Annotated in this window: 25 protein-coding genes; 22 read left to right on the top strand and 3 right to left on the bottom strand. The window is 36.9% G+C overall.

All coding sequences use genetic code 11. The annotated features are described in order from the left end of the window. From AC07UM_RS19380 to AC07UM_RS19310, 15 genes are all read left to right on the top strand, one after another. A complete protein-coding gene (locus tag AC07UM_RS19380; protein WP_494681666.1) occupies nucleotides 1–1,932 on the top strand; it encodes a type VI secretion system Vgr family protein in 1,932 nt (643 codons plus the stop codon). Between the two features lies 1 nt (nucleotide 1,933). Next, nucleotides 1,934–2,104, top strand: coding sequence for a hypothetical protein (locus tag AC07UM_RS19375; protein WP_153816338.1), 171 nt, complete (start codon nucleotides 1,934–1,936; stop codon nucleotides 2,102–2,104). A 61-nt stretch (nucleotides 2,105–2,165) separates the two neighbouring features. Further along, nucleotides 2,166–3,140: a DUF2931 family protein gene (locus tag AC07UM_RS19370; protein ID WP_494681665.1), complete on the top strand. Its 975-nt coding sequence runs from the start codon at nucleotides 2,166–2,168 to the stop codon at nucleotides 3,138–3,140. Between the two features lie 34 nt (nucleotides 3,141–3,174). Next, complete coding sequence (locus AC07UM_RS19365; RefSeq protein ID WP_494681664.1) at nucleotides 3,175–4,590, top strand: phospholipase effector Tle1 domain-containing protein; 1,416 nt, start codon at nucleotides 3,175–3,177, stop codon at nucleotides 4,588–4,590. A gap of 43 nt (nucleotides 4,591–4,633) precedes the next feature. Further along, nucleotides 4,634–5,677 (top strand): hypothetical protein, encoded by a 1,044-nt coding sequence (locus AC07UM_RS19360; protein ID WP_494681663.1) that lies wholly within the window; start codon nucleotides 4,634–4,636, stop codon nucleotides 5,675–5,677. Nucleotides 5,678–5,706: 29 nt separating this feature from the next. Beyond that, entirely contained in the window at nucleotides 5,707–6,195 is a 489-nt protein-coding gene (locus AC07UM_RS19355; protein WP_494681662.1) for a DUF4280 domain-containing protein, read from the top strand. A 10-nt stretch (nucleotides 6,196–6,205) separates the two neighbouring features. After that, nucleotides 6,206–9,025: an OmpA family protein gene (locus tag AC07UM_RS19350; protein WP_494681661.1), complete on the top strand. Its 2,820-nt coding sequence runs from the start codon at nucleotides 6,206–6,208 to the stop codon at nucleotides 9,023–9,025. 4 nt (nucleotides 9,026–9,029) lie between these two features. Further along, a complete protein-coding gene (locus AC07UM_RS19345) occupies nucleotides 9,030–9,653 on the top strand; it encodes a hypothetical protein (RefSeq protein WP_494681660.1) in 624 nt (207 codons plus the stop codon). Between the two features lie 13 nt (nucleotides 9,654–9,666). Continuing rightward, nucleotides 9,667–10,377: a hypothetical protein gene (locus AC07UM_RS19340; RefSeq protein ID WP_494681659.1), complete on the top strand. Its 711-nt coding sequence runs from the start codon at nucleotides 9,667–9,669 to the stop codon at nucleotides 10,375–10,377. Nucleotides 10,378–10,382: 5 nt separating this feature from the next. After that, nucleotides 10,383–11,177, top strand: a complete 795-nt coding sequence (locus tag AC07UM_RS19335; protein ID WP_494681658.1) for a hypothetical protein — start codon at nucleotides 10,383–10,385, stop codon at nucleotides 11,175–11,177. A gap of 184 nt (nucleotides 11,178–11,361) precedes the next feature. Beyond that, nucleotides 11,362–12,042 (top strand): hypothetical protein, encoded by a 681-nt coding sequence (locus AC07UM_RS19330; RefSeq protein ID WP_494681657.1) that lies wholly within the window; start codon nucleotides 11,362–11,364, stop codon nucleotides 12,040–12,042. Then, nucleotides 12,042–12,602: a LemA family protein gene (locus AC07UM_RS19325; RefSeq protein WP_152291122.1), complete on the top strand. Its 561-nt coding sequence runs from the start codon at nucleotides 12,042–12,044 to the stop codon at nucleotides 12,600–12,602. Before AC07UM_RS19330 ends, AC07UM_RS19325 begins: the two co-directional genes overlap by 1 nt. Beyond that, complete coding sequence (locus AC07UM_RS19320; protein WP_494681656.1) at nucleotides 12,586–12,963, top strand: hypothetical protein; 378 nt, start codon at nucleotides 12,586–12,588, stop codon at nucleotides 12,961–12,963. The genes AC07UM_RS19325 and AC07UM_RS19320 overlap by 17 nt, the downstream gene beginning before the upstream one ends. 41 nt (nucleotides 12,964–13,004) lie before the next feature. After that, a complete protein-coding gene (locus tag AC07UM_RS19315) occupies nucleotides 13,005–13,655 on the top strand; it encodes a hypothetical protein (RefSeq protein WP_494681655.1) in 651 nt (216 codons plus the stop codon). 140 nt (nucleotides 13,656–13,795) lie between these two features. Next, nucleotides 13,796–14,509: a hypothetical protein gene (locus tag AC07UM_RS19310; protein ID WP_494681654.1), complete on the top strand. Its 714-nt coding sequence runs from the start codon at nucleotides 13,796–13,798 to the stop codon at nucleotides 14,507–14,509. Between the two features lie 211 nt (nucleotides 14,510–14,720). On the opposite strand, the gene AC07UM_RS19305 is transcribed toward AC07UM_RS19310, so the two are convergent. From AC07UM_RS19305 to AC07UM_RS19295, 3 genes are all read right to left on the bottom strand, one after another. Next, nucleotides 14,721–16,511 (bottom strand): endonuclease, encoded by a 1,791-nt coding sequence (locus AC07UM_RS19305; protein ID WP_494681653.1) that lies wholly within the window; start codon nucleotides 16,509–16,511, stop codon nucleotides 14,721–14,723. Nucleotides 16,512–16,842: 331 nt separating this feature from the next. After that, complete coding sequence (locus tag AC07UM_RS19300; protein WP_494681652.1) at nucleotides 16,843–17,370, bottom strand: DUF4136 domain-containing protein; 528 nt, start codon at nucleotides 17,368–17,370, stop codon at nucleotides 16,843–16,845. Between the two features lie 5 nt (nucleotides 17,371–17,375). Continuing rightward, complete coding sequence (locus AC07UM_RS19295) at nucleotides 17,376–17,555, bottom strand: C1orf53 family protein (protein ID WP_089690100.1); 180 nt, start codon at nucleotides 17,553–17,555, stop codon at nucleotides 17,376–17,378. 40 nt (nucleotides 17,556–17,595) lie between these two features. Here AC07UM_RS19295 and AC07UM_RS19290 point away from each other — a divergent pair, with 40 nt between their 5' ends. The 7 genes from AC07UM_RS19290 (at nucleotide 17,596) to AC07UM_RS19260 (ending at nucleotide 25,438) form a co-directional block, all read left to right on the top strand. Beyond that, the gene (locus tag AC07UM_RS19290; RefSeq protein ID WP_236853561.1) at nucleotides 17,596–17,922 is read left to right on the top strand and encodes a hypothetical protein; all 327 of its coding nucleotides are present in this window, start codon (nucleotides 17,596–17,598) and stop codon (nucleotides 17,920–17,922) included. 319 nt (nucleotides 17,923–18,241) lie between these two features. Then, the gene (locus AC07UM_RS19285; RefSeq protein WP_494681651.1) at nucleotides 18,242–19,150 is read left to right on the top strand and encodes a 1-aminocyclopropane-1-carboxylate deaminase/D-cysteine desulfhydrase; all 909 of its coding nucleotides are present in this window, start codon (nucleotides 18,242–18,244) and stop codon (nucleotides 19,148–19,150) included. A gap of 15 nt (nucleotides 19,151–19,165) precedes the next feature. Beyond that, nucleotides 19,166–20,224, top strand: coding sequence for a glucosaminidase domain-containing protein (locus AC07UM_RS19280; protein ID WP_494681650.1), 1,059 nt, complete (start codon nucleotides 19,166–19,168; stop codon nucleotides 20,222–20,224). 74 nt (nucleotides 20,225–20,298) lie between these two features. Continuing rightward, nucleotides 20,299–21,588 carry a glutamate-1-semialdehyde 2,1-aminomutase gene (gene hemL / locus AC07UM_RS19275; RefSeq protein ID WP_494681649.1) on the top strand — a complete coding sequence of 430 codons (1,290 nt, stop codon included), beginning with the start codon at nucleotides 20,299–20,301 and terminating at the stop codon, nucleotides 21,586–21,588. A 202-nt stretch (nucleotides 21,589–21,790) separates the two neighbouring features. Then, complete coding sequence (locus tag AC07UM_RS19270; protein WP_494681648.1) at nucleotides 21,791–23,125, top strand: amidohydrolase; 1,335 nt, start codon at nucleotides 21,791–21,793, stop codon at nucleotides 23,123–23,125. A 148-nt stretch (nucleotides 23,126–23,273) separates the two neighbouring features. Next, complete coding sequence (locus AC07UM_RS19265) at nucleotides 23,274–24,119, top strand: helix-turn-helix domain-containing protein (protein ID WP_494681647.1); 846 nt, start codon at nucleotides 23,274–23,276, stop codon at nucleotides 24,117–24,119. Between the two features lie 80 nt (nucleotides 24,120–24,199). After that, a complete protein-coding gene (locus tag AC07UM_RS19260; protein WP_494681646.1) occupies nucleotides 24,200–25,438 on the top strand; it encodes an amidohydrolase in 1,239 nt (412 codons plus the stop codon). The last annotated feature ends 178 nt before the right edge of the window (nucleotides 25,439–25,616 follow it).

The raw sequence follows: 25,616 nt of genomic DNA, 5'->3' as shown, positions 1-25,616 counted from the left end.
ATGTCAAATACACCTGGAAAATCACAAGCGACGTCTTTTCGTCCCACGCAGAATGCAGATGGTATTTCCGAAAACCATCATACAGGTATTAACCGTCTGGTAAAACTTTCTCTTGTCATAGAAGGGAAAATTATCAAATATTATAAACATTTCAAGCTTAAACAAAGCACCAGAAGGCACCATGAATTTACGCTGACATTGGCACACGATACTCTGGGAGACAGACAGACCCATTCATTGGAAGAAGCCAATAAGTTTCTTGGAAAAAGACTTACAGCAGTGATTTCCTATAAAGATATAGATAACAGCCCTGAAAGAACTTTTGTAGGAGTGATTACCGGAGTAGGATTCAGCCAGGAACAAATGAGCCTGGGAAATATTGTGCTTACCGGATACAGTCCTACAATCCTGCTTGACGGAGCACCTCATATTCAGAGTTTCGGAGGTACACAGCCTGTTAACGTAGGAATTATTGCAGAAGAAGTGATTAAACAGGGAATTGATAAAAGCCGTTTCGATATCAGGGTAGAGGCTAATAATTTTTCTCAAATTATCTATAGCAGCCAATATGATGAAACCCATTATAACTACCTGGCAAGAATGGCTGAGGCTTACGGAGAACAGTTCTATTATGACGGTGAAGTCTTACACTTTGGAAAGCTTCCCACTCAGAATAAACCCATTACCCTTACCTACGGAAGCAGTGCCAACGATATAAAAGTTGAACTGAAAGCAGTACACACCAAGCCGCAATACTATGGGTATAACAGTAATAGAAATGAAAAACTGACTTCCGGTGCAACGCCCATCAAGCATGTGAGTGACCTGGCGAAAACAGCATATTCCCATAACGAATCTATTTATAAAACGCCGGCCTTACAGATGGCTCCCATCAAAGCTTCTACCCACTTAGACGTTGAATACTCTCAGAAAAGTGCTTCAGGAAGTGAAGCGGTCAATGTTTTTTCTACCTCAGGAAATACAACAGTTCCTTTCCTGCACCCAGGGTGTGTAGCAGATGTACAGATGCGTAAGCAGGATTCTAACGAAACCTCTTATTTCACCAGAATCATGATTACAGAAGTAGAACATGAGATCGATACCATTGGTCACTATAATGGAAGCTTCGTGGGAATTGCTGCAGATACAGGCTTTCTTCCAAAACCAGAATTTACCATTCCAAAGGCTGAGCCGCAGACTGCTACAGTAATCTCCAATACTGATCCGGAGGGACAGGGAAGAATACAGGTACGATTTGACTGGCAGACCAACGATACCACTCACTTTATCCGTATGATGAGTCCTGATGCAGGAGGAACAGATCAGATTACCCAAAACCGAGGGTATGTAGCTATTCCTGAAGTGGGAGACCAGGTGATGGTTAACTTTGTGCACAGTCATCCTGACAGACCTTTTGTAATGGGAGGAATGTTCCATGGAGGAATTGCTTTAGGAGGCGGTGTCAACAATCACCTGAAGTCGATACAGACCAGAAGTGGAATCAGAATTCTAATGAATGATGAGGAAGGAAGCGTAACGATTCTTGATCCAAGTGGTAATACCTACTTTATGGACGGACAGGGAAATATCAGTATGAAAGCACCTAAAAACTTTACCTTAAATGCAGGCGATAATATCAATATCACAGCAGGAAAAGAAATTTCAATAGGAGCAGGAGCAAGTATTACCAGTACAGCAAACGACAATATTGTTTCTATAGCAGGAAAAGATATGAAACTTACGGCATCAGGAGATATTACAGAAACTTCAGATACCAGAACAGAAATGATTGAAAAAGAATTCAAGAGACAATCTGAAACATCTAACGAAATAGCAGGTGAAATTTCCATGTTCAGTGAAATGGAAAATATGACCATGCAAAGTGGAAAGATCGTAGAATTCAACAGTGCTGAAAAATCAAAACTTTTCTAATATGGCCATTATAAAAACAGCAACCAATCTGCGAATTACAGTCAAAGATTCTTATCATCTGAGCGTAGGGAAAAAGGTGGAGAAAATCGCAAAGAAAATCAATGTGGAAGCCCATAAAGAAAATTTGGTTTTAGCGAGTAACAAGAAGATTATGTCCCATGGTCATAAGTAAATACAACCTGCTGATTCTTTTTATATGGTGTTTTTCATTAACGAATTGTCAGAATAAAAAAATGGAAGAAAAATACAGTTGGCTGGGAACCGTTTCTGCCCCACAGGAATACCCGATGGAAGTGTATGAAGGAGCTATTGTTGCCGATGGTTTTACGTACAGCTTTGATGCAATCTGGGGAACACAGAATACAGGATGGGGTAAAGAAGGCGGTACCATGAACGTGACCACCGAAAGAATGAATGCTCCTCATGAGCTGGAATTCACATGGTATTCTCTGGTAGAAAAAAAATTCTATACCGGAAAATGGAATCTGGATAAAGAAAAGATAAAAAGCCTTTTTAATGAAGGATTTGTAGATCAGGACACAAAAAAGAAATCTACTTACAACTCTTTTGTTGTAGGATTAGCCCCACAAGGAAGAGTTGTACTTTGGATGAAAGGCGCCGGAAACCAGAAAGAAATAGGCAGTTTTCAGGCTCATGATACCATTATTACCAAAGAAAAAGCATACGATAACGCTCAGTATATGTTAAAAGAAGGCTTTGCAGACAGAATGCTGAAAGACCCGTCTTATAAGACATTCAAGCCGGAAGTTCGTGAGAAAATTGAAAAAGAAGGCTATCCTGCAGCAGACATTTATAATGCCTATAGAGAAAAATACAACTGGAAACCTGCCGTGATTCTTCCTGAAGGAGCAACATGGATAGACTTCGGTTTTACGAATTATAACGGTGAACAGGAAAATCTTTTTGATCAGAGCTTAAAAGAGAATACTTATAAAAGCAGAGCAGTACCAAGATTCTGTGGTTTCTATTGGAAAGATAAAAACAACAACAGATATGCAGTATGGATAGACGCTTTTGATGATAAAGAAATATTTGATCTGTTTCAGAAATTAGGAAAAGAAAAAAATATTGACCTTACCATTAAAGTAAACGATGACAATACCAAAATCTTAGTGTCTTTAGAATCTGAAAAAGAAAAGCTGGCAGTTACCAAAGCAAAAATCAGAGTATCCCGAAAGATAGAATGATAACATTCAATCAGTCAATTTAAAAACGAGAACTATGCACAACAATCAATTTGGAAGTTATACACCATCTGTATCCAAAGAGGAAGTACTGGATATTACCATTGGGATTTTTTTTGACGGAACCCTGAATAATAAAACCAATACAGACGAAAGAAAAAAAGGAACAGATGCTCATAAAAAACATGGTGGGAAATCTACAGACAATACCAGCTACAATAATGACTGGAGTAATGTAGCCCGTATGTGGGATAATTATGATAAAAACTTCGGTATTTACATAGAAGGTATCGGTACACAGGATAAAGAAGGAGATGCTACGTTGGGATACGCTTTCGGAACTGGTGAAACCGGAATCAGATCTAAAGTAAGAAAAGGCTGTGAAGAAATCGTAAAAAAGGTGAAAACCATTAAAGCAGAAAAGAAAGCTGATAAAATTGCCGTGCTTACTTTTGATGTATTCGGTTTCAGCCGTGGAGCTGCTGCAGCCCGCAATTTTGTATACGAAATTGGAAAAGCAAAATATAAAGCCACTTCCCGCACAGTTGCCAATGAAGCGGTTTCCGTTACCACCTATTCAGATGATGACGGAAAAGGGGTAGGTTCAGAAGAACTTCCGAAATGGGGACATCTTGGTCTTAAACTCGAAGAAGCAGGATTAAAAGTAGATGTTTTAAAAGTCAGATTCCTGGGAATTTACGATACCGTTTCTTCCTATTCAAAATACCTGTCACCAGTACCCAATTTCAGCAATGACGTTGAAGAACTGAGCCTGAATGATATCGGAAAAGCTCAGACTGTAGTTCACTTTACTGCAGAAGATGAACATAGGGAAAATTTTGACCTGACAAGAGTACATATTGGAACTGAAAAAAACTTCCCTGGTGTACACTGTGATGTAGGCGGAGCTTACGAAAACGGACAGGAAACATGGGAAGAAGTTGAAACTTCATGGACAACCAGTACCAAATTAAAAGCATTAAAGACAGAGCTTGAAACAGAAGGTTGGTATCATAAAGATGAGCTCACCATTACCCCCGGATTCTATTTATCACTAAGAGGAACACGCAAGCTACTGAAGACATACAGCTACATTCCTTTGCATTTTATGGCGGAATATGGTATTGATAAAAATCTTCCTATAACCATAAAGAAACTGACAGACGAAAAATATTCCATTTTGGATGATCAGTTTTTAATAGGAATAAAAGACCGTCTCAGATCTTATGTAATGGGAGATGGCAAACCTTATTCCTTCAAACATTTTAAAGCGCTGCGTGATGCTTATGGTGGAAACGAAATCCCGGAACACCGTTATGCTGCTTACCAGAAAGAAGTAAAGGAACAGGATGATTTAAGAAAGCTTCGCCATGAATATCTTCACTGGTCGGCAAGAAGAGAAGGTATTGGTATGGATCCGAGACCAAATAGAGAAAGGGTTATCCATTTTTAATAGAATATCATACAAAGAAAGAAATTGAAGCAGGAACATTTCTATGCAGAAATATAACATACATACCGTTCAGAAAGATGAAACCTTAAAAAGTATTGCGGCACTTTACAATCTGGATACAGATGCTTTAAAGTTATTCCACAACAATCTCTGTACTGTTAAGGATATGATCCTGATCAATCTTAACGGACAGAAAGAGCTTTTTATACCACGAACAGCCGTCACCGATAAAAGCAGATTGGTAAAGTTTGAAAGAGGAAACAGTCTTATCCTTCAACCGGCAGGTTCAGTGAGAAAATACAGCGTCGTTATTACTATCGAAAAAGGAGAAAATAAAAGCGAATTAAAATATGAAGCCTCAATCCGCTGGCTGAAAAAAGAAAAAGGACTTCACTTTTTTGAGATAGACAGAACATCAAACCTTTATCTTAACGAAGAAGAAGTGAATGAGATTGCAGATCTGCTGGCTTACAGAACATCTAAGGTTTTATATCCTTTACAGATCAGTACAGATGAGAGGGGAAAATTTGAGGCCGTTGAAAATGCGGATGTTTTTCTCAAAAGATGGTCCGGGATTAAAGAAGAATTGTATAAAGAATTTGATGGAGAAACTGTAGATGAATACTGCAGGAAGATAGAAAGAGTAATCAGAGAGCCGGAAGCTATTGATCTGTACCTTAAAAATGATTACTTCATCCGTACTTTATTCTTCGGAGTACATCAAAGTTTCGGACAGGATTATAGAACAGAAATGACTACAACCTTTCCGGTAGTGGACAATGCGATTGAACCCAGATATAAATTGACACTGGAAACAGATCCGCTGAAAGGAGAAACAGGCCTGATTACCATAGAAGGATCAGGAAAACTAAACGACGAAAGAGATATTGATGACTTTATAAGAAGATCCCCTTTCTCATTGATTATAGAGGATGAACCTGTGATGAATGAAGAAGGATCTTTCAGACTCATAAGCTATCTGAAAGAAGAAAACTCATTGCCTGAATCACTCTATCTGGAATGCACCATCATGCTGCAGGAAGAAAAAAAGATTTCAGTTTCAGTATCAGGAATTGATGAAAACTAAATTACCATTTCACTAAAGATAAAATTAATATGGCAGAAAAACATATTGTAGTACAAGGCGCCATGTGCAAATGCCAGTTCGGACAGGTTCCGGACAAGCTGAAAGTACTTACACACCAAAAAGAATATGCCAATGATAAAAGCGCTTCCAAAAAACTGATCGTTACGACCAAAGAAATAGGTGGAGCCACATTTGAAAAAAATACATTCGGAAACTGTACCAAAATGGGAGTTCCGCCGCCGCCCTGCAAAATCATGGTTACAGAATGGCAGAAATTCTATGATAAAGTACAGCTCAGCAATGGCGGATATATCATTGTAGAAGACAGCAAGGCTGTATGTGCCGTTGCCGGCACCCCATGTATTGAAATTATAGACCACGGACAACGTGCGGAAGCCAGCCAGCAGAATTTTAAAAATGCAGACAAAGATGTCCAGCAGCAGATCAATCCGTTGGTAGATTCCGAGGAAATGTATAAGGAGCAGCCTTCAGGAGGAGGGCAGGATAGTGCAATCTAAATGACAAAAAATGGCAAAAGGCGTTAAAAAAGTAAAAGTTGTAAGTGGAGTTTATTATCCCAAAATGTCCGTATCAGGGCAAAGGGTTACGATAAAACCCGATCAGTGGGTACAGTTCGGTATTGACGAATGGCTGCCAGGTACCACAGATGCAGACAAAAAGAAACCTCTTACCTGGATGAGGCAAAACAACAGCAGGAAAATTATCATCAATCAGGTGACCTCTGCGGGCGGATATAAATTTTTAATAGATAAGCAATACAGTGGGAGCTATCATTTTTATATAGAAGCGAGTCTTTCGGGAGTAAGAGATCCTAAAAATAATACGGGATTATATGTAAAAGGCTGGTGTGAACCTAAAATTGTCAGCAGCAAATGGTCTACACAAAAAAACAGCAAGAGCATCAAAAACAACAAAAAGACCGAATATATTTCCTACGGGCATATTGTTCACCTGAACTTAATGACAGAAGGTCTTAATGGAAATTCCCTTATCATTGAGCTTTGGAACCAGCAGTCTGCAAAAAAAGATAAACTTGTACATGTATACAACAATGTAGAGGTGATAGACGGTGAAGTAAATCTGAAAATAGAGAATACTTTCTCCTGGATGGCCTCTGTAGACAACATTCAGAATGTAGAAGAATTCTATGTGAAAGTAAAAGATATTGCTTCAAAAGAATATATTAAAGATAAGCTTGGTGATGATCTGCATGCCATCTATCTCAATGTAAAAAGTAAAATAGCGACTACCAATACCAATGGAGCCCAGAATCAGACTCCAACCAAAGTATATAAGCCGGATGTAAACTCCGTCAGGCTCGAACCATGCAAGTTTGAGGTAATCAAAATCACAGAGAGTGAGATAAAAGACGGCAAAGCCAACAATACCACAGCTACAGTCTTTAAAAACGGAGACGGTGTAAAACAGATCCATTCCGCTGCATTACAGGAGCATATTCAGAGAACGATTTTTTATAAATTTGATTCTACAGTCATTGATAAAGATGGAGTTGCAATTTTGAATAATGTTCTCAAATTCCTTTTGGAACATAAAGATGCTACAATGAATCTCAGTGGCTATGCCTGTGTTATAGGAAAAGAAAACTATAACAGAGGACTTTCACAAAGAAGAGCTGATGTCGTAAAGAAATTCTTTGCCGACGGAGGATTGGATCCCAGAAGGATTATCTCTGTAGGAAAAGGAGAAGTAGATCCCACGGATGATAAAATGGGAAGAGATAATATCAAATACAAAAATGAGAAAGACTACGAAAATAACCGTAGAGTAGATATCTCATTTGTATTCAACGCCCATGATGCCCAGACCATCAACTATGCAGTAGTAGCCCCTACTTCTGCTACAAAAAAGGAACTCATCATTGATGTCACTGGTTTTGATACCAACAGTTGTTTCAGAGACACCAAAAACAAACATAAAAAAGAAATTTATATCGTAGATGTAGGGCAGGCGATAGATAAAGGTGATACAAAGAAAACCTTTCAAACCCCCACATTCAATTATGAGATATACTCTCCGTTAAGCAGATATAATTTTGGAGGAGGAATCGGGCTTGATGCTCAATCAATGACCGTCATGCAATACATTTGGCCTGCATCTACCAGTCCGAACCAGTTTCATATGCATGTGCATACCTGCAGATATTACAGCAATGAAAAACGGACAACAGTATTAATAAAAGCATATCCGGATATCAAATGGAGATTTGCCTTTTTTATCAACCTGAGCAATAGCTTAAGTATAAAGTGGCAAAAAATGACTCCTGATAAGCATAAAGAACTTCGAGGCAAAGCATTGAGCCTTGCCAACGAAGAGAAAGGAAAATATACAGACGTAGAATTCGGTGTTGAGCTTAAAGCCTCTTATGACAAACAAAAAGATGGAAGCTATTACTGCAAGCCGGAACTGACCCTGAAATATAAAGATAAGATCAGTAAACTTTTCTCTATTATTTCTTCGGTTAAAAAGATGTCTCAGGGGATCACATCACAAACAAAAGGGGTAGTATCCAAAGGAGTAGGAAGAAAATTGCCATTTGAGATCAAATTAAATGCGCCGGCATTATATTTTGGAGCAGAATGGGAAGCAGATATCAATGATGACCATTCCGATATAGGAACCAAATTGATGCTGTTCATTGAAACAAAGCCTTTGATTGAACTTGCTATTGTTTTTGACCTTCTGGCTTTAATAGTTCAGGCTGGAGTTGCCGTTGCCACTGCAGGAACAGGAAATGTACTGGCCCTTGAAATTTTCAATATGGTCAGAGAATGGGCAAGTAAAGGATATGAAACCGAAAAGGTGGTCATCAACTTTAAAATGTACATTGACCTGGAAGTAAAAGGGAAAGTAGATGGTGTTATTGACGGCTCGTTCAGTACTGTTAAAGATGGTGCAGAAGTGAATTTTGATTTAACTTCAAACATCACGGTTGAATTAAAATCAGGACTCGAATTAAAAGGAATGTTTGTTGTCATTGGTACAACAAAAAAACCGGAACTGGAAGGACATATTGAAGGAAAACTAACTGCAGGAGCTACGATGGGAATTACTTCAGGGCACAAATTAAAATATGATTCTACCGCAGGAATTTATTATATTCCGAGCTTAAGTATTGACCCATGTGTAGGAACGGTAGTGGTAATGGTAAAAGCAGGATTTACCTATAAAAAAGTAAGCTCAGACTGGACTCCGGTGAATTATAACAGAACCCGTACATTTTTTGACGGATTCGACATTATGAAATATTTAGCAGAATTAGTAGGTTATGACAACAAAATATTACTTTGGGAAAAAAAGAAAAAATAAAAATATGTTTCTACTTGTAATCATGTCCCTGTTTATATCATGCAGTACTGCAAAAGAGGATCTATCCAATATTCTTTTCCCCGTGAAAAAGGAAAAAATTGTAAGGGGTATTGACTATACAGAGAAAAAATCTACATTAGATGAAAATCTTATTGCTTATCAGCTAAAAGATATGAATGCTTTTAGCCTGTATGGACAGTATTTTGCAAATGAAATTGGAAGTAATTCTGCGACATATGCAGGGAAAAACTACCTTGAACTTTTGGGAGATTCAAAAGACATCAACGGATATAAAATCCATCTGTATACACAGAAAGAAAGTGAAAAACTTGAAAAACTGCTTCTTGAAAAATTGGGAACACCAGCTTTTGATAAAGAAAATGAAGGAGAACGGAATATCATCTGGGAAAAATCCGGAAAGATTTTTATTCTGAATAATGGAAATGCCGAAATACAAGGAGAGAAAACAAAAGAATCAGATCTGTTGTGTTTAAATACTAACTTTACCACACTGATCATTACTGCCACGCAGACTACAAAATATTCGGAATACTTGAAATTCAGAATAAAAAATAATAAGAAAGTGGAAAGCTACCCGTATAGTCTATATAATAAAGAAGAAAATTAAATAAAAAAGTTGAATGAAAAAGATTGTTATATGCCAGATCGTATTGAGTTTTGTTCTCATGAACTGTCAGGAAAAAGGAACAGGCAAATCTGTTTCACAGACAGACAAAGCAAACGCAACCAGTAAAACAGCAAACCAGGCCCAGGGAAAAATGGATTTTAAAGATCTTAAATTCGGAACGAACGGAGAAGACCTGCTTAAAGGAATTGGATTAACTGCTAATGACAACGCTTCAGGGGATTTTAATACCTCAGTGGATTATGTTGAATTTCAATTTCCCAAAGATAAAAATCTGAACCTGTCGTTATTTAATAACAGCTTACAATCTGCTGCGGATGACGTTTCCGTTCTTTATTCAAAGAACGATAAAAAAGTATGGGGCTACGAAATGGTGCTGCAGAACAACCCGAATACAGATGCTATTCTGAGCGCTATTGAAAAAAAAGCAGGCCATAAAGCAGACTTTTCAGACAAAAAAGTAAATACAAAAGAAAGACCTATTTTCCTTGATGAAAACGGAGAATTCAAAACAGACCATATAGAAGAAACCGTTCAGGTTTGGGAGGATAAAGAAGCCAAAACAACATTCTTTACCATTCACACCGTTAATCTTTCTAAGAAACCTAATGAAAATACATTAAAGATCTTTGCTTTAGATAAAACAAACCCAAAATACAAAGAATGGGTTTCTTACCGCAGTCTGGATATGTTTTATAATAAATAATAACAATGATGGCTAAAGAACCTTACTATACCATTGATTTTACTGCTGTTTATTGCAAATTCGAAGTTTTGGTGAATGATATCCCTGTTATTGCCATGGAAACCGAAGGACAGATGTCTCCCAATGTTCCTGTTAATTTCGGAATAAGCAATTCGGGTGAGCAAAAAATCGAGATCAAACTTCTGCCCGTTACAGGAGGACAATATATAGATTCAAGAACAAAATTTGAATATACCATTAAGTTATTCGATGTTTTTAATGATAAATTCGTCCATGAAAAAGACTGTGGTAATTTTCAGTTTTCAGAAAAGGAAACAGCAAAGAAACAGCCTTCATTATACCATCAATCATCTTTTCAGGCTGAGATACCTTACGAAATGATGAAATGGGAACAAAGTCGTGACCTGCTGTCAATTTCTAAGGATACATCTTATCTTAACAATAAGCTGGATTCCATATACAAAAGAATAAGCAGTCTGATTGAATCAAAACAATATGATGCTTTCTTTGAACTGATAAAAAACCGTGAAAAGAATATGGCTTTATCCATGTACCTTGGTAATGATGATGCCAAAGCAAGGCTCAACAGTTTATTGGAAGACTTCAACGATGGGTTTAAAATAATGCCATTGCCGGAAGGCAGGGTATTAAAAATTTATGGTAACGGAAAATTGGCAACCTATAAAAAATTAAATGGAGAACCCGCATTTTTTCTTTTTAAAGAGAAGACAAGGGAAGAACTGATGCTGGAGCTGATGTTCCATATTCCACAGGGAAAAGAAGAGTTCGAAGTCATTTAGAAAAAATAAGGGAGAAATAAGACAGTAAATACTATACCTTTACGAAAGAGATTTTGGAAGGTAAGGTATTCAGGAAAAGTACATGGGGGAAAACAAAAAAAGATCATATATAGGGTATATTATTCTGGGAATAATAATATCATGCTTTGTTTATTTTATACTATGGATTATTTTCAAAGAAAAAATGCCGCTGCATGAATATGCTTTTGAAATTGCCAATAATTATGACAGCTATGCACAAAAGGCAATCATTTTTATTCCGCTATTAATTTTTGTACTCATCTTTATTGCTTTAATGAAACCTAATGCTGCTAAACGGTTTTTACGTTTACAGTCATCCCTTCCAACATCAAAGATACATTCAGTGGCCAAGGGGTTGGTAGAGGTTGAAGGAACTTTAATAATGAAGAATCCTTTATTTTCACCGGTGAAAAATGAAGTTTGTATCGGATATTATTATACTATTGAAAATATAGACAGAGATTCTGACGGTAAAGAAACATACCGCACAGTTCATCGGGAGACACAATGTAATCTTTTTCAGATAAAAGATGATACCGGAGCCATAGAAGTAGAACCTGATGGAATAGAGCTTGTTTTGCTGGGAGAAACCAATAGAAGCAGCCATGGCAGCAAAAGATATACAGAAACTCTTTTGAAAGAGGGTCAGAAAATGTTGTTGGTGGGATATGCAGATTCTAAAAACGGAGTTCCTTTCGTAAGAAAAGATGATTACTATAAAATCCTTGGGATTACTTCAGCATCAGGAATCACCGTTTGGAATAAGTATCAGCCATTGCTGAGGTCATTTATGTTTACCTGCTCCATTATCCTTTTAATAATTATTTATATACTCATACAATAATGAATCAGACGGTCGCAATCATATTACTTATCCTGTTGGGAGTTGTTATCATCAGCTTTTTTATCAATCTGTATAACAAATTGGTCATGCTCAAATTTAATGTTGAAAAAGCATACGGAAATATTGATGTGGTGCTGAAGCAGCGGGCAGATGAAATCCCCAACCTGGTCACTGTAGCCAAACACTTTATGAACTACGAGGAAAAGCTCCTTACCCGTCTTACAGAGCTCAGAACTTTTTATAACAATAGTACAGATGCAGACCAAAGGACAGCCTTGGCAAATGAAACTTCAAAAGCTTTATCATCATTCTTTGCTGTTTCTGAGAACTATCCCGAGCTGAAATCTAATAATAATTTTCTTGAGCTGCAGAAAAGAGTCTCCGAACTGGAGAACAGAATAGCGGACAGAAGAGAATTTTTTAATGATAGCGTTAACCTTTATAATATAGGAATTCATGAATTTCCAAATGTTATACTGGCAAAAATGCTTGCATATAAAGACAAAACATTACTTGAGATAACAGATGCTGAAAAACAATATAATGGAGTTCAGTTTTAATACCTTTTTCGGATTAGAAGATAAAATAGCTGATTACCCGGAAGTTACCATTTTCGGGGCTATGTTCCTGCCGTTTGTGTTGGTTATTCCGATTGCATTGGTAGGCTGGATTTTCAGAAAGCTTAAATTCAATATGTACATTATTCATGTATTGCTGTATACCTTGCTTTTTACATTTATATTGGGAGCTATTACCCTATTTGTACTTTTCTTTATCACAGATAAAAACGGGGTAAAACTGGCTTACTGCTGGCTTACGGTTTTCACGGGAATGTTTATTTTCAGTTTAATCAATGCCAATACCATTACCAAGATGTTTACAGATTGGTCTAAAATAATAAAAGAAAAACAAAATCAATAACCCGAAATGCGGTCGGTTTTTCAGGAGAAATTTTAATTAGAATGAAAACAGGAAAAATTATCATATTGATTTTCATTGTTTTACTCAATGTGTGTTGTGGAAGTAAAACATTTGATCTGTCATCGGTTGTATTAGGTGACGATGCGAAAAAATATGATTTTGAAAACAAAGACTTATTTCTGAAAGATGCAGCAAAACCGGATATCATTCAATATTATGCTGATGAAAACAAAGGATTGTCGTACGGAAATATTGCATTAGACAATACTATGGGTACAAGAATTACCGTTTATAAAGGAAAGGTAGGTGCTCTTGATACCAATGCTGACGAAAAGCATACGCTGGAATTTGTAGAAAAAATAGTGAAAAAACATGGAAATCCTACAGCGGCTATTACAGATAGAGCAACCGTAGAGGCACAAGTTGTAAAATCTATTTTTGAAAAACTTAAAAAACTGTCCCCGGAAAAAGTTTCATGGATTAAAAACGAGAAAAATACTTTTACCTATCCTACCTCTTTCTTCTGGGACGACGGAAAAAATTACTCCATATTGAGTATTTCTATTGAAAATGATGGAAGAATAAGAAATAAATACATTTCTGTTACCAAAGATGCTTACCGTAATAATGCGGTTTTTGGATTAAAATATCCGACACCTCAAGGATCTCCGTGGTATCAGTATATGAATTAAAAGGTGAGCAGCAATCATTGCAGAAAGCCTCATATATTCAAAATAGGAAATAAAAGCAAGGGTAAAATACATAGAAAATAATTTCTGGATACTTGAATCGTTTTTTCTGTTTTTATCCTTTATAACCAGACACTAACATTATGAAAAATCTGAATTACATATTAATACCCTTGATCTGCCTGGGAATTGCATCATGTGACAAGCAGAAAAATAAAAGCACTCGGGCTTTGGTGGAAACGCAGGGCAGTACTCAGACAGAACCTTTTAATCTTGCTAAGCTTAAAGCAGGACAAAACATCAATGAAATTTTAAAATCTGCCGGAGCAACTGCCAAAGATGCTGTACGTACCAGTGAAGTTACTCTGATTGGAAATGACAGACTGGCGTTTGCTTCAAAAGAATTATTACACTTCAATGGAATAGATTTAGAAGGAAAGAATAATAAAAATACCAACAAAGTCCTTTTACATTACGGAAAAGTAGATCAGGAAATCGGTCCTCTTGGCAATGAGAAAGAAGATGAGCTGGGAATGTATCAGATTGATATCTATACAGAGCAGGAAAAAATGGCCCTCTTTGAAAATCTAAATAAAACACTTCAGAAACCCCGCTTTGATACCATACGGGAAAGCTTCGAATCTGAGATTAAAGATAACGAGATCATTCAGACTCATAATAAACTCAGACAGGAAGTAGCCATCTGGAAAAACAAAGATCTGCTATACTATTACTGCGAAACCAAAATAGATAACAGACCGGACGAATACCGCTGCAATCTCTTTGTCTTCAAAAATAAAGAATGGAAAGATTTTCTGAAAGGATCAGGATATCCGGATATGGACAAAATTTATTGAATTAAGATAAAAACAAACAAAAAAATTAAAACATTCGCTTAGTCAAATCAGTTTACTGATTCCTCTTCGCTTTCTAAAAATAAGGCAGAAAAAATAAAACCTTTGCGTTAAAAAACATCCGCTCAGTCTGCAAAATCGGTGAGAGCTTTAAAAACATAAAATGCCGGTCTTTCTATAGACCGGCATTTTTTATATGAAATTAATATTTGAATTATTTTACCAGGAACTGTATCGTAGTCTGATCCAGTTTCAAAATATAAATTCCCTGCCCAAGATTTCTTGTTTTAATAGAATTTCCACTTCTGAAAGGCTGATCAATGGTCTGAAGAACCTTCCCCTGAAGATTATAAATCTCCGCTTTTTTTACCTTCTGAAGATCTCCTTTTACAAAAATTTCCTGATTGGTAATGGGATTGGGTGAAATTTTAAAGCTGTTAGAAGTTGTTTCTGAAGCCGTACTTTGAGCCATTCTTGCTGAAGAACCTGAATAGCAGGTCCATGAAAGATCATCAATAGCAACTCTGTTACTTGTTGAATTGTTCACCAGGCTTATCACTACATTTCCGGAAATATTGATATTACTGATCGTTGTTGTTGCCGTAGAAGCACTGTAAGGAATCGTTCCTACTGTCGTTCCGTTTACCTTTACAGTAAAAGAATCATTGCTGCCTGTAAACTTAAGCTGTGTAGTCACGGTTAAAGAACCAATACCATTAGCAGAGCTGCCGGAAGTTAAAGAACCGCTTCTTACTGTAATCGCTTTATTATTGAGAGTTTGGTCAGTTCTTGCATCCGTTGCAGTCCATGAGATTCCTCCGTTACTCCAGGTTCTGCTGGAATAAGCAGCGCTGGCTGCAGGAATGGTTTCAAAACTTTCATTAGCACAACGGGTCGCTGGAGCCGTCGTTCCGGCATTGGTAGTCCCGGAAACGGTAGAACTGTTCGACGAAGAATTTCCTGCCGCATCCTTTGCTACAACATAAAAGCTGTAGGAAGTTGAAGGTGTCAGCCCTGAAATAGTTGTTGAAGTTGAACTTACTGTAGTTTTAAGGCTTCCGTTCATATACACGTTATAAGCGGTAACGCCTACATTATCTGTAGAAGCATTCCATGCAAGAGAAATGCTGCTGGATGTTTTTCCTGAAACATTCAGTCCTGTCGCTATGGTAGGAGCCTGAGTGTCGCTTGAAGGCTGCTGGGAACCCCAGATAAGGTTAGCGTAATTAGGATTATCAATAAATGGATTTCTATTCCCCTGATAAGTATAAGAAGCATTATTTCTTTTGATTTCAGCCTGGGAAACCGGATCCTGATTGTGCCAAGCTAACAAAACATTCAGTTCCCATGTCTGCAATCCCGGGAAAGTAGAGCTTCCCAGCATATCTCCCGATGAAAAACTAGAAAGTTTGCTTTGATAGCGGGTTACAAAATAGAAAATCATTCGGGCTACATCTCCTTTAAATTCGTCAATCGGCTCAAAAACGGTCCCCGAATATCCTGAAGAAGCTGAAGTTCCAAGTTTTGATCCGTTTTTTGAGGTGAAAGAAGCAGTTCCTACCTTTCCGAAAGGATAATTGCTTCTCATTCCGTTTACCTTCCCATCCGTAGCTCTGATGAAGTTAATGTCAGAAACCATTGGGGAAGCTTCATTAAAAAGACTTTGAGGAATAATATGCTCTCTGTTATAGCAATTCCCTTCGGTAGAATAGGTACCGCATTGGTTGGTTCCCGGAGTATATTTATAAGGATCTGTTCCTGAAGGTTTTTCAGAATAAATATCAAGGATAGATCCGTCATTTTCATAATCCTTATCAATATCTGTGGTTTTATAGGCAGTCCACAATCCGTTGTAGCCTTTATCCTGATGACCGCTGGTGATGATACTGCTTAATGAAGTTTTTAGCGCTGCACCACTCAGTCCATTCGCAGAATTGTAGTATCCTGCAGGAGCCTGTGCGTGGGCAAGTCCTGCAAATACTGAAAATAAGATGATTTTTTTCATATCAATACAAGTTTCAACAAGATTACCACATTTTTATGAATAAAAAATTAAGGAATCGTTAATTTTAAAATGCACTGCATGTAAGAAATAATGAGGAAAGAATTATGAATTATGAATTATCAGCGTTTCTTTATTCATTCAATAGGGCCGGGCTTTAGCCCGGTTTCGGTTTACAATAAAAACAGTTCTCATCCGGCTTTAGCCAAAACTTAAAGAATAAAAGATCTTATTCAACAATCATCTGTGAAAATCTGTGTCCTCTGTGGGAAAAAAATAAACCACAAAAAAAGCCAGTACAAACGTACCGGCTTATATAGTGGATGACTTAATTTTACTTTCTTTGTGGCGGATAATTTTTCATAATCTCAGCCATAATTTCAGGAATTTGTCTCTGTTTTGCTTTTGGAGAATCTACAGAAATTCCGCTTCCGATTCCCTGCCAAACCAATTTATTGCTTTTTGCATCAATCAGGTCAACAATCAGTGCTCCTTCATTATAATTCGTTGTCCATGTTCTGCTCATGCCAACACCCCATCCGAATGGTCCGCCCCATCCCCACATTCCGTAAGGTGTAGAGGAATTAATATCTGTAACCTTTTTATGATTTGCTTTTACGTTGATAATCAGATCGGGATTTTCTCCGGACTGTAGTCCTTTGCTCTGAAGCTGTCTCGACAGTTCATTCAGCACTCTGTCTTTATCAATATCATTCAATTTTAGATCATCAATTCTTATTTTATATGTTTTGTAAGAATTGAAATTGGCTGTTTCAGCATAATCTGAACGTACCTGAAAAGGGCTACAAGAAGTTAAACCTAATGTAGCAGACGCCAACAAAATAAAAATATATTTTTTCATTTTATTTATTTTTTTTTATCGCTTTTAATGAATGTATCAGTCTTTTTATCGTACCCGTAAGGACAGTGTCTGCAGCCGCTTTTACAGCAATGACCTCTTTTCAGATGAAATTTTTCTGTAAAAACTTTGTACCCCTGTTCATTATAGTAGAAGTCTTCACCTTCTTTGATGTCATAATGGGCCATAAGTTAAATGCTTGTCAAAAAACTTTTTATATTTGTTACTATGATAATTGTATGCCAAAAGCCTTTAAAAAAATTAAAAATTAATGGCATTGCTCTCTTTCCCTTTATCTTCATTAGGAAACCCGAAGATAAGGAAAATAATGTATTGATCAATCACGAAAAAATCCATTTGCAGCAACAATTGGAAATGCTCATCATTTTCTTTTATATTTTCTATGTTATTGAATATTACTATTGGTTCTTCAAACTCAAAGACGGTTATCTTGCCTACAGAAGGATTTCATTTGAAAGAGAAGCCTATACTAATGAAAATAACCTAAGCTATCTTAAAAAAAGAAAGTTCTGGAACTTTAGAAAATATCTCTAGAATAATGAATGATGAGATTCGGGTTTTGTGTTTTGGTATCTGGGTTTGGGGTTTCGGGTAACGATTCTCAATATTCAATAGGAGCGGGCTTTAGCCCGTTTTATAAAAAAAACAGCTTTCATCTGGCTTTAGCCAAAACTTAAAAAATCATTCCTTCTCATCACACGAAATTCACACATTATCATAAAATCATCTGAAAATTTGTGTTATCTGTGGGGAAAAACTCAACGAACTAGAATTCATAAGAATAAGAACTCTACACAACACTAAATCTTTTCCTACTTTTGCAAACAATAAACCTTGAGTAGTCAAAACTGAAATGCTATTACAACTTTCCAAAGAACCTATTCCCATTCAGGAAATTCTCATTCATAAAAATGTAAAACTTTTCATTAAAAGGGAAGACCAGATTCATCCGCAGATTTCAGGGAACAAATACTGGAAGCTGTTTTATAATGTGAATCACTATCTGGAAAAAAATCCTGAGAATCCCTATATTATTACCTTTGGTGGAGCTTTTTCCAATCATATAGCAGCAGTTTCAGCAGTAGGAAACTTAGCCGGTATTCCAACATTAGGAATCATCCGGGGAGAAGAACTGCAAGATAAATGGCGTGACAATCCTACCTTACTTTTTGCTAAAAGAAATGGCATGAACCTGAAATTTGTCACCAGGGAAGAATACAGGCACAAAGAAAAACTGACAGAATTCCTTCAGCAGGAGTTTCCCGAAGCATTAATAGTCCCTGAAGGAGGTACCAATAAAGAGGCTGTAGAAGGGGTGAAAATGATGCTCAACGAACAAACAAAAGATTTTGACTATCTTTGCACCGCAGTGGGAACTGGAGGAACCATTGCAGGAATTTCAAAATTTTGTGAAGATAATCAGAAAGTTATAGGATGTAAGGTGGTAGATGATGCTTCACTTGAAAATAAAATTTTTGAATTAACTTTGAGACAGAATTTTAATCTAATAGATTCATGTTTTGGAGGTTACGGTAAAATAAATGATGGAAATATCCGTTTTATCAATGATTTCAAAGAGAAATATGGTATTCCTTTAGAACCGATTTATACAGGAAAAATGATGGAGAAAGTTTTTGAACTGATAGATGAAGATTTTTTTCCTGAGAACAGCAGGATTTTATGCTTTCACACAGGTGGATTGCAGGGAATTGAGGGGGCTAATCTGCTTTTAGAAAAACAGAACAGAAATTTAATTATATAAGTAAAATTGAAAAACATGAAAAGACTTTTCCTATCCATAAGCCTTTTAGTTTTATCAAAATTTTCTGCCCAGTCTTGGGCAACCGAAGATCAGTATATTCAGAAGTTTGCTAAATATGCCGTAGAAGAAATGGAAAAATATAAAATTCCAGCTTCTATTACGCTTGCACAAGGGTTGTTAGAAACCGGAGGCGGGCAAAGCAGATTGGCACAGGAAGGTAAAAACCATTTTGGAATAAAATGTAAAGAAGATTGGACCGGTAAAACGATGAAACATACCGATGATGCACCCAACGAATGCTTCCGCGTGTATGACGATCCCAAACAGTCTTATGAAGATCATTCTATATTTTTATCCACCAGAAAATATTACACCAACCTTTTCAAGCTGGATATGAGAGATTACAGAGCATGGGCGACCGGGTTAAAAAAAGCAGGGTATGCTACCAATCCACGGTATGCTTCCATTCTGATCACCAAAATTGAAAAGTACAAGCTATACGAATACGACAATACCAATTCCAATGAAGTATTGTACGCTGTTCTTAAAATGTATCCGGACCTGAAAGATGACAGAACTTTCATGGCACAGCTGGAGCCTTCAAAGGCAACCAGAAAAGCTAAAGAACCGGTTACGGTAGAAGTTCCTTACAAACAGACTTCTTACGCACAACAGCAAAAAAGAGTAGAAAGAATTAAAACGAAAGCTGAAATTCTGAATTCTATCCTTATCAAAAGTCATCCAAACGACGGGTTGAAATATATTGTCATTCCTGAAGATACCGATGTCAAATTCATTGCCAACAAATTCAAAGTGAGCGAAAGCAGACTGATGAAGTGGAATGAATTGGAAAATGAAACTTTAAAAAAGAATGATATTGTTTTCCTTGAATCAAAAAATTCTACAGGAAATACAGCAACCTATAAAGTAGAATCTGGGGAAGATATGCATGATATCGCCCAGAAATTCGGAATCAAATTGCATAAATTATATGCTAAAAACAGAATGGATGAAGGACAGCAGCCATCTGTAGGACAGCTGATTTATTTAATAGACAAAAAACCACGAAACTAATTTAATTTTTTGTTGAGAGTTTATCGTTGACAGTCAAATGCCAACCAGCAGCTGTCGACAGCAACCAAGTATATATGAAGTATCAAAGAAGTTCGGCTTTATTTGATGAAGCCTACAAATACATTCCGGGAGGAGTAAACTCTCCGGTAAGAGCATTCAAATCCGTAGGAGGAGTGCCTGTTTTTATGAAATCGGCAAAAGGAGCGTACCTTACCGATGCAGATGAGAATACTTACATCGATTATATCAACTCATGGGGCCCAGCCATTTTAGGACATACACATCCTGAAGTATTGGAAGAACTGAAAATCCAGGCAGAGAAAGGATTTTCTTTCGGTGCTCCTACAGAACTGGAAACAGAAATTGCAAAATTCATCATCGAAAATGTCCCGAACATTGACCAGATCAGAATGGTTTCTTCAGGAACAGAAGCATGTATGAGTGCAGTAAGACTGGCAAGAGGATACACTGGAAGAGATAAGATTGTAAAATTTGAAGGCTGTTATCACGGACATTCAGACTCATTTCTAATTAAAGCAGGAAGCGGTGCAGCTACCTTCGGGAACCCAAATTCTCCGGGAGTGACTGCAGGTACTGCTAAAGATACATTACTAGCCCGTTATAATGATTTTGAACAAGTTGAAGATTTGTTCCGTCATAATCAGGGTGAAATTGCAGCCATAATTATAGAGCCGGTTGCAGGAAATATGGGTTGTGTACTGCCCGAAAACAACTTCTTACAAAACCTGAGAAAGATCTGTGATGAAAATGGAGCTTTGTTAATTTTTGATGAAGTGATGACCGGTTTCAGATTGGCCTTCGGAGGAGCTCAGGAGCTTTTCAATGTAAAAGCAGACTTGGTGACTTATGGAAAAGTAATAGGTGGTGGATTACCAGTGGGTGCTTTTGCAGGGAGAAATGAAATTATGGACCACCTGGCTCCAAAAGGAGGAGTATACCAGGCAGGAACATTAAGTGGAAACCCTTTGGCAATGAGAGCGGGATTAAAAACCCTTCAGCTTATTAAAAATGATCCGGAATTTTTCAACAGACTCCATAAAACAACAGAAACCTTAGATTTCGAAATTGGAAAAATTTTAAATGAAAAAGGAATTGCTCATAAAATCAACAGAAAAGGTTCTATGATGTCTGTTTTCTTCCATATCAACAGGGTTTCAAACTTTGATGAGGCTCAGGAAGCTAATCATTCATTGTTCAATAACTTCTTCCACCAGATGCTTCAGAATGGAGTGTATCTTCCACCAAGTGGTTATGAAACGTACTTCATCAGTGATGCCATCAAAGATAAAGAGATTGATATGACACTGGAAGCCGTAAGAAAATTTGAATATTCCAATAAGTAAATATAAATAGAACCGGATTTTAGATCCGGTTTTTTTATGCAAGAATGTAACCTCAATTATTGAAAATCTGCGTGTAAATTTTATTTTAAAATGATTATCTGAAATATGAATATTCACAAAGCATAAATCATACAGATTTTGTAATAAACCATACACCTCGTTCAGGAGACTTCTTTTTAAATTTGTCATAAATAGATTGGAAATGAAGACTTCTGACAATACGATCTCCCGCAAAGATTTTATCCGAAATTCAGCACTGGCTGTCGCGGGATTCACTTTAATACCTCATATCATGACCGCATCGCCTTTCTTTGTTGAAAATAATATTTTGGCAAAAGGCAAAATAAGTCTTAAAAATGTTCGTCTGGAAACTGGTTTTGAATATCAGGAAGGGGAAGTAGCGTCTACCAAAACAGATCTATTTTATGTGGAAGTTGAAAACGGAAAAATTACAAAGATTACCGCGAATCAACCTAATGCCAAAGTAGTAGATGCAAAAGGATTATTGATGCTTCCAGCCTTTAAAGACATGCATATTCATCTGGATAAAACTTTTTATGGGGATCAATGGCAGGCGGTTAGGAAAAGAACCGGAGGAATCAAAGGGATGATAGAGCTGGAGCAGAAAATGCTCCCGGATATGCTGAAAAACTCAACCTTCAAGGCCGAGAAACTGATTGAATTATTACAGTCAAAAGGAACTTCTTATGCTAGAAGCCATGTGAATATTGAACCGACTTCAAAACTTCAGTCATTAAAAAATCTACAGAAAGCTTTAGAAAATAAAAAGAAAGGTTTTGGAGCTGAGCTGGTAGCATTTCCACAGCATGGAGTGTTTTATACAGATTCTGCACCGTATCTGAAAGAAGCGGCGAAGATGGATATTGATTTTATCGGTGGAGTAGATCCTTTCAACGTAGACGGAAACATTGAAAAAGTGGTGGACTTCACCGTTCAGCTTGCGGTAGACCATAAAAAAGGAATAGATATTCACCTGCACGAAACCGGAGATTCCGGATTGAAAACGGTAGAATATCTTATTAAAAAAGTAAATGAAAACCCTTCTCTGAAAGGGAAAACCTATTTAAGCCACTGCTTTATCTTAGCTAAATTAGAAGCTGCAAAACAGGAAGAAATCGCTGAGAAATTAGCGGAAGCTCAAATTGGAATTGTTTCTACAATCCCTTTTGGTAGAATGATCATGCCAATACCAACCCTTTATAAGCATAATGTAACCGTTCTGACAGGAAATGACAGTATCGTAGATCACTGGAATACTTTCGGAACAGGAAGTGTATTGCAGAAAGCGAACTTAATGGCTCAACTGTATGGATATTCAACAGAGTTTTTACTGTCCAGGAGTTTGAAACTGGCAACAGGAAATATACTGCCACTAGATGATAAAGGGACTCAGCAATGGCCAAAAACAGGAGATAAAGCAGACTTTGTATTGATTAATGCAAGCTGTTCAGCAGAAGCTGTATCAAGAATTTCAGAGGTAGAATCATTGGTACATGAGGGAAATATTGTTTTTTAGTTCAAAATGAAAAACAGGTAATAATCTTAGATCAATATATATTGAGTCAGTGTGTTTTTGAGCCACAAAAAGAAAACCTATTCTTTTTGTGGCTATTTTAATTTTTTCTCTCATTATTTTTATTAATTTTAAGAGAAAATCAGGCAAAATGGGTTACCATACAGATCATTTTCCTATTTTAGGAATTAAGGAATTTAGTGAAAATCAGAGGTCTGGTTGTCACCTGCTGTTTAATGAACTCAACGGAGCACGTTCTATTGATGATCCCCATAAGCATGATTTTTTTATCATCAATCTTTTTGAGCACGGACTGGGCTCACATACGATAGATTTTACAGAATATCAGGTGAAAGACCTTCAGATTCATTTGGTTTTTCCAGAGCAGGTGCATCAATGGGTGATCGAAAAAGAAACCATCGGATATCAGTTGATGATCAGCAGGGATTGGTATGAAAGCTTTCTACCCTCCTTACGATTTTCGGCATCTTATTATCAGAATCATCCGGTTATCAATCTTTCCAAAGAAGTCTTTGAAACTTTCCGGTATGAATTTCAAGCCATTCAGAAAGAACTGAATGGAGAAAAAATCTTTTGGGAACTCATTCAAAAAAGGAGTGAGCTGATCGGTTTGTTGGTGAGTACCTTTGTGGAAGGGGCTTTTAAAGATTTTGAAGTCTATCATTCAAATCCTATTATTTCAAAGTTTCTGAATCTTATTGATGAACACTTCAAAACAGAAAGGTCTGTTTCTTTTTATGCGGATAAACTGAATATTTCTGCCAATTATCTGAATATCGTCTGCAAGAAAAATCTCAATACTCCGGCTTCATCTCTTATTCAGGATCGTATTTTACTGGAAGCAAAAAGACTATTGAAAGTTTCCGAAATGTCGGTGAAGGATATTGTGTATGATCTTGGTTTCTACGATCATGCCAGCTTTTCCAAATTCTTTAAAGCACAGACGGGAATGACTCCATCCCAATTCAAAGAATAATCTGTACAAAACAAGACATAATTGATACACCGGTTTTATCCTGAAGCCGGGCTAACTTTGTATTGTTAAAATTTTAAATCATGCAATTTCCCTATCAATTAACTGCAAAAGGAAACTATTCCCTGAAAAATGTCCGCCTGGAAACAGGTTTTGAATACGAAAATGAAGAGGTAACCGGAACAAAAACTGACCTTTTCAGTATTGAAATTGAAGAGGGAAAGATCAAATCAATCAAAGCAAACGATCCTACATCCACTGCAATAGATGCAAAAGGATATCTGATGCTTCCTGCTTTCAGAGATATGCACATCCATTTGGATAAAACATTATACGGGCTTCCATGGCAGGCCCTTTCTCCGAAAAGAAGAACGGTGAAAGACATGATTACTTATGAACAGGAAATCATTCCTGAACTATTGAAAACTTCCGTAAGCAGAGCAGAACAGCTGATCAGTCTGCAGCAACATTATGGAACTCACTTTGCAAGAACCCATTTCAACATCGATCCTACATCAGGATTGAAGTCTCTGGAACATCTTGAACAGGCTCTTGAAAATAAGAAAGATTCTTTTAAAGCTGAACTGGTAGCCTTCCCACAACATGGGGTTTATTATACAGAATCTGCTCCCTTAATGAAAGAAGCCGCACAGCTGAAAAGCGTAAACTTCATTGGTGGATTGGATCCTTTAAGCATTGACGGAAGCATTGAAAAAGTAATGGATTTTACGGTTCAGTTAGCTTTAGATCATCATAAAGGAATTGATATTCATCTGCACGAAGTAGGAGAGTCCGGGATGAAAACGATCAATTATCTGATTGATAAAGCGATCGAAAATCCGGAACTTCAGGGGAAAACATTTGTAAGCCATGCATTTGCTTTGGCTCATCTTTCACCGAAAGAAACAGAACAGATTGCAGAAAGACTGGCTGCAGGAAAAGTGGGAATCGCTTCCTCTGTACCTTTTAAAGGAACGGTAATGCCTATCCCAACCCTAAAAAAATATGGAGTAAATGTACTCATCGGAAATGATAATGTACAAGACTATTGGAGTACGTTCGGGTCCGGAAATATGCTCCAGAAAGCCAATCTGATTGCTGAATTATACGGTTATGCGACAGAATATGCCTTATCAAGAGCCCTGCAGTTTGCTACTCAAAGTATTCTTCCTCTGGATGAAAAAGGGAAGCAGCAATGGCCTAAGACAGGGGATGAAGCAGCTATTGTTCTGACAGATGCTTCATGTTCTGCAGAAGCCGTTTCCAGAATGTCTGAAATAAAAGCCCTGATGAATGACGGGAATTTATTTTGGAGAAATTAATTGAAGTATATATTTTTTATACACTTGTTTTTTTGTGAATGCCGTTGGGATTTTTTCCTGATGGCATTTTTAATTATAGATTATAGATTAAAGATTATAGATTATTGATTATTGATTATTGATTATTGATTATTGATTATTGATTATTGATTATTGATTATTGATTATTGATTATTGT

The sequence above is a fragment of the Chryseobacterium sp. GW821-FHT04C04 genome (assembly GCF_059420365.1).
Note: the sequence above shows the minus strand (reverse complement) of the source record. Positions and strands in the feature narration are given on the sequence as shown.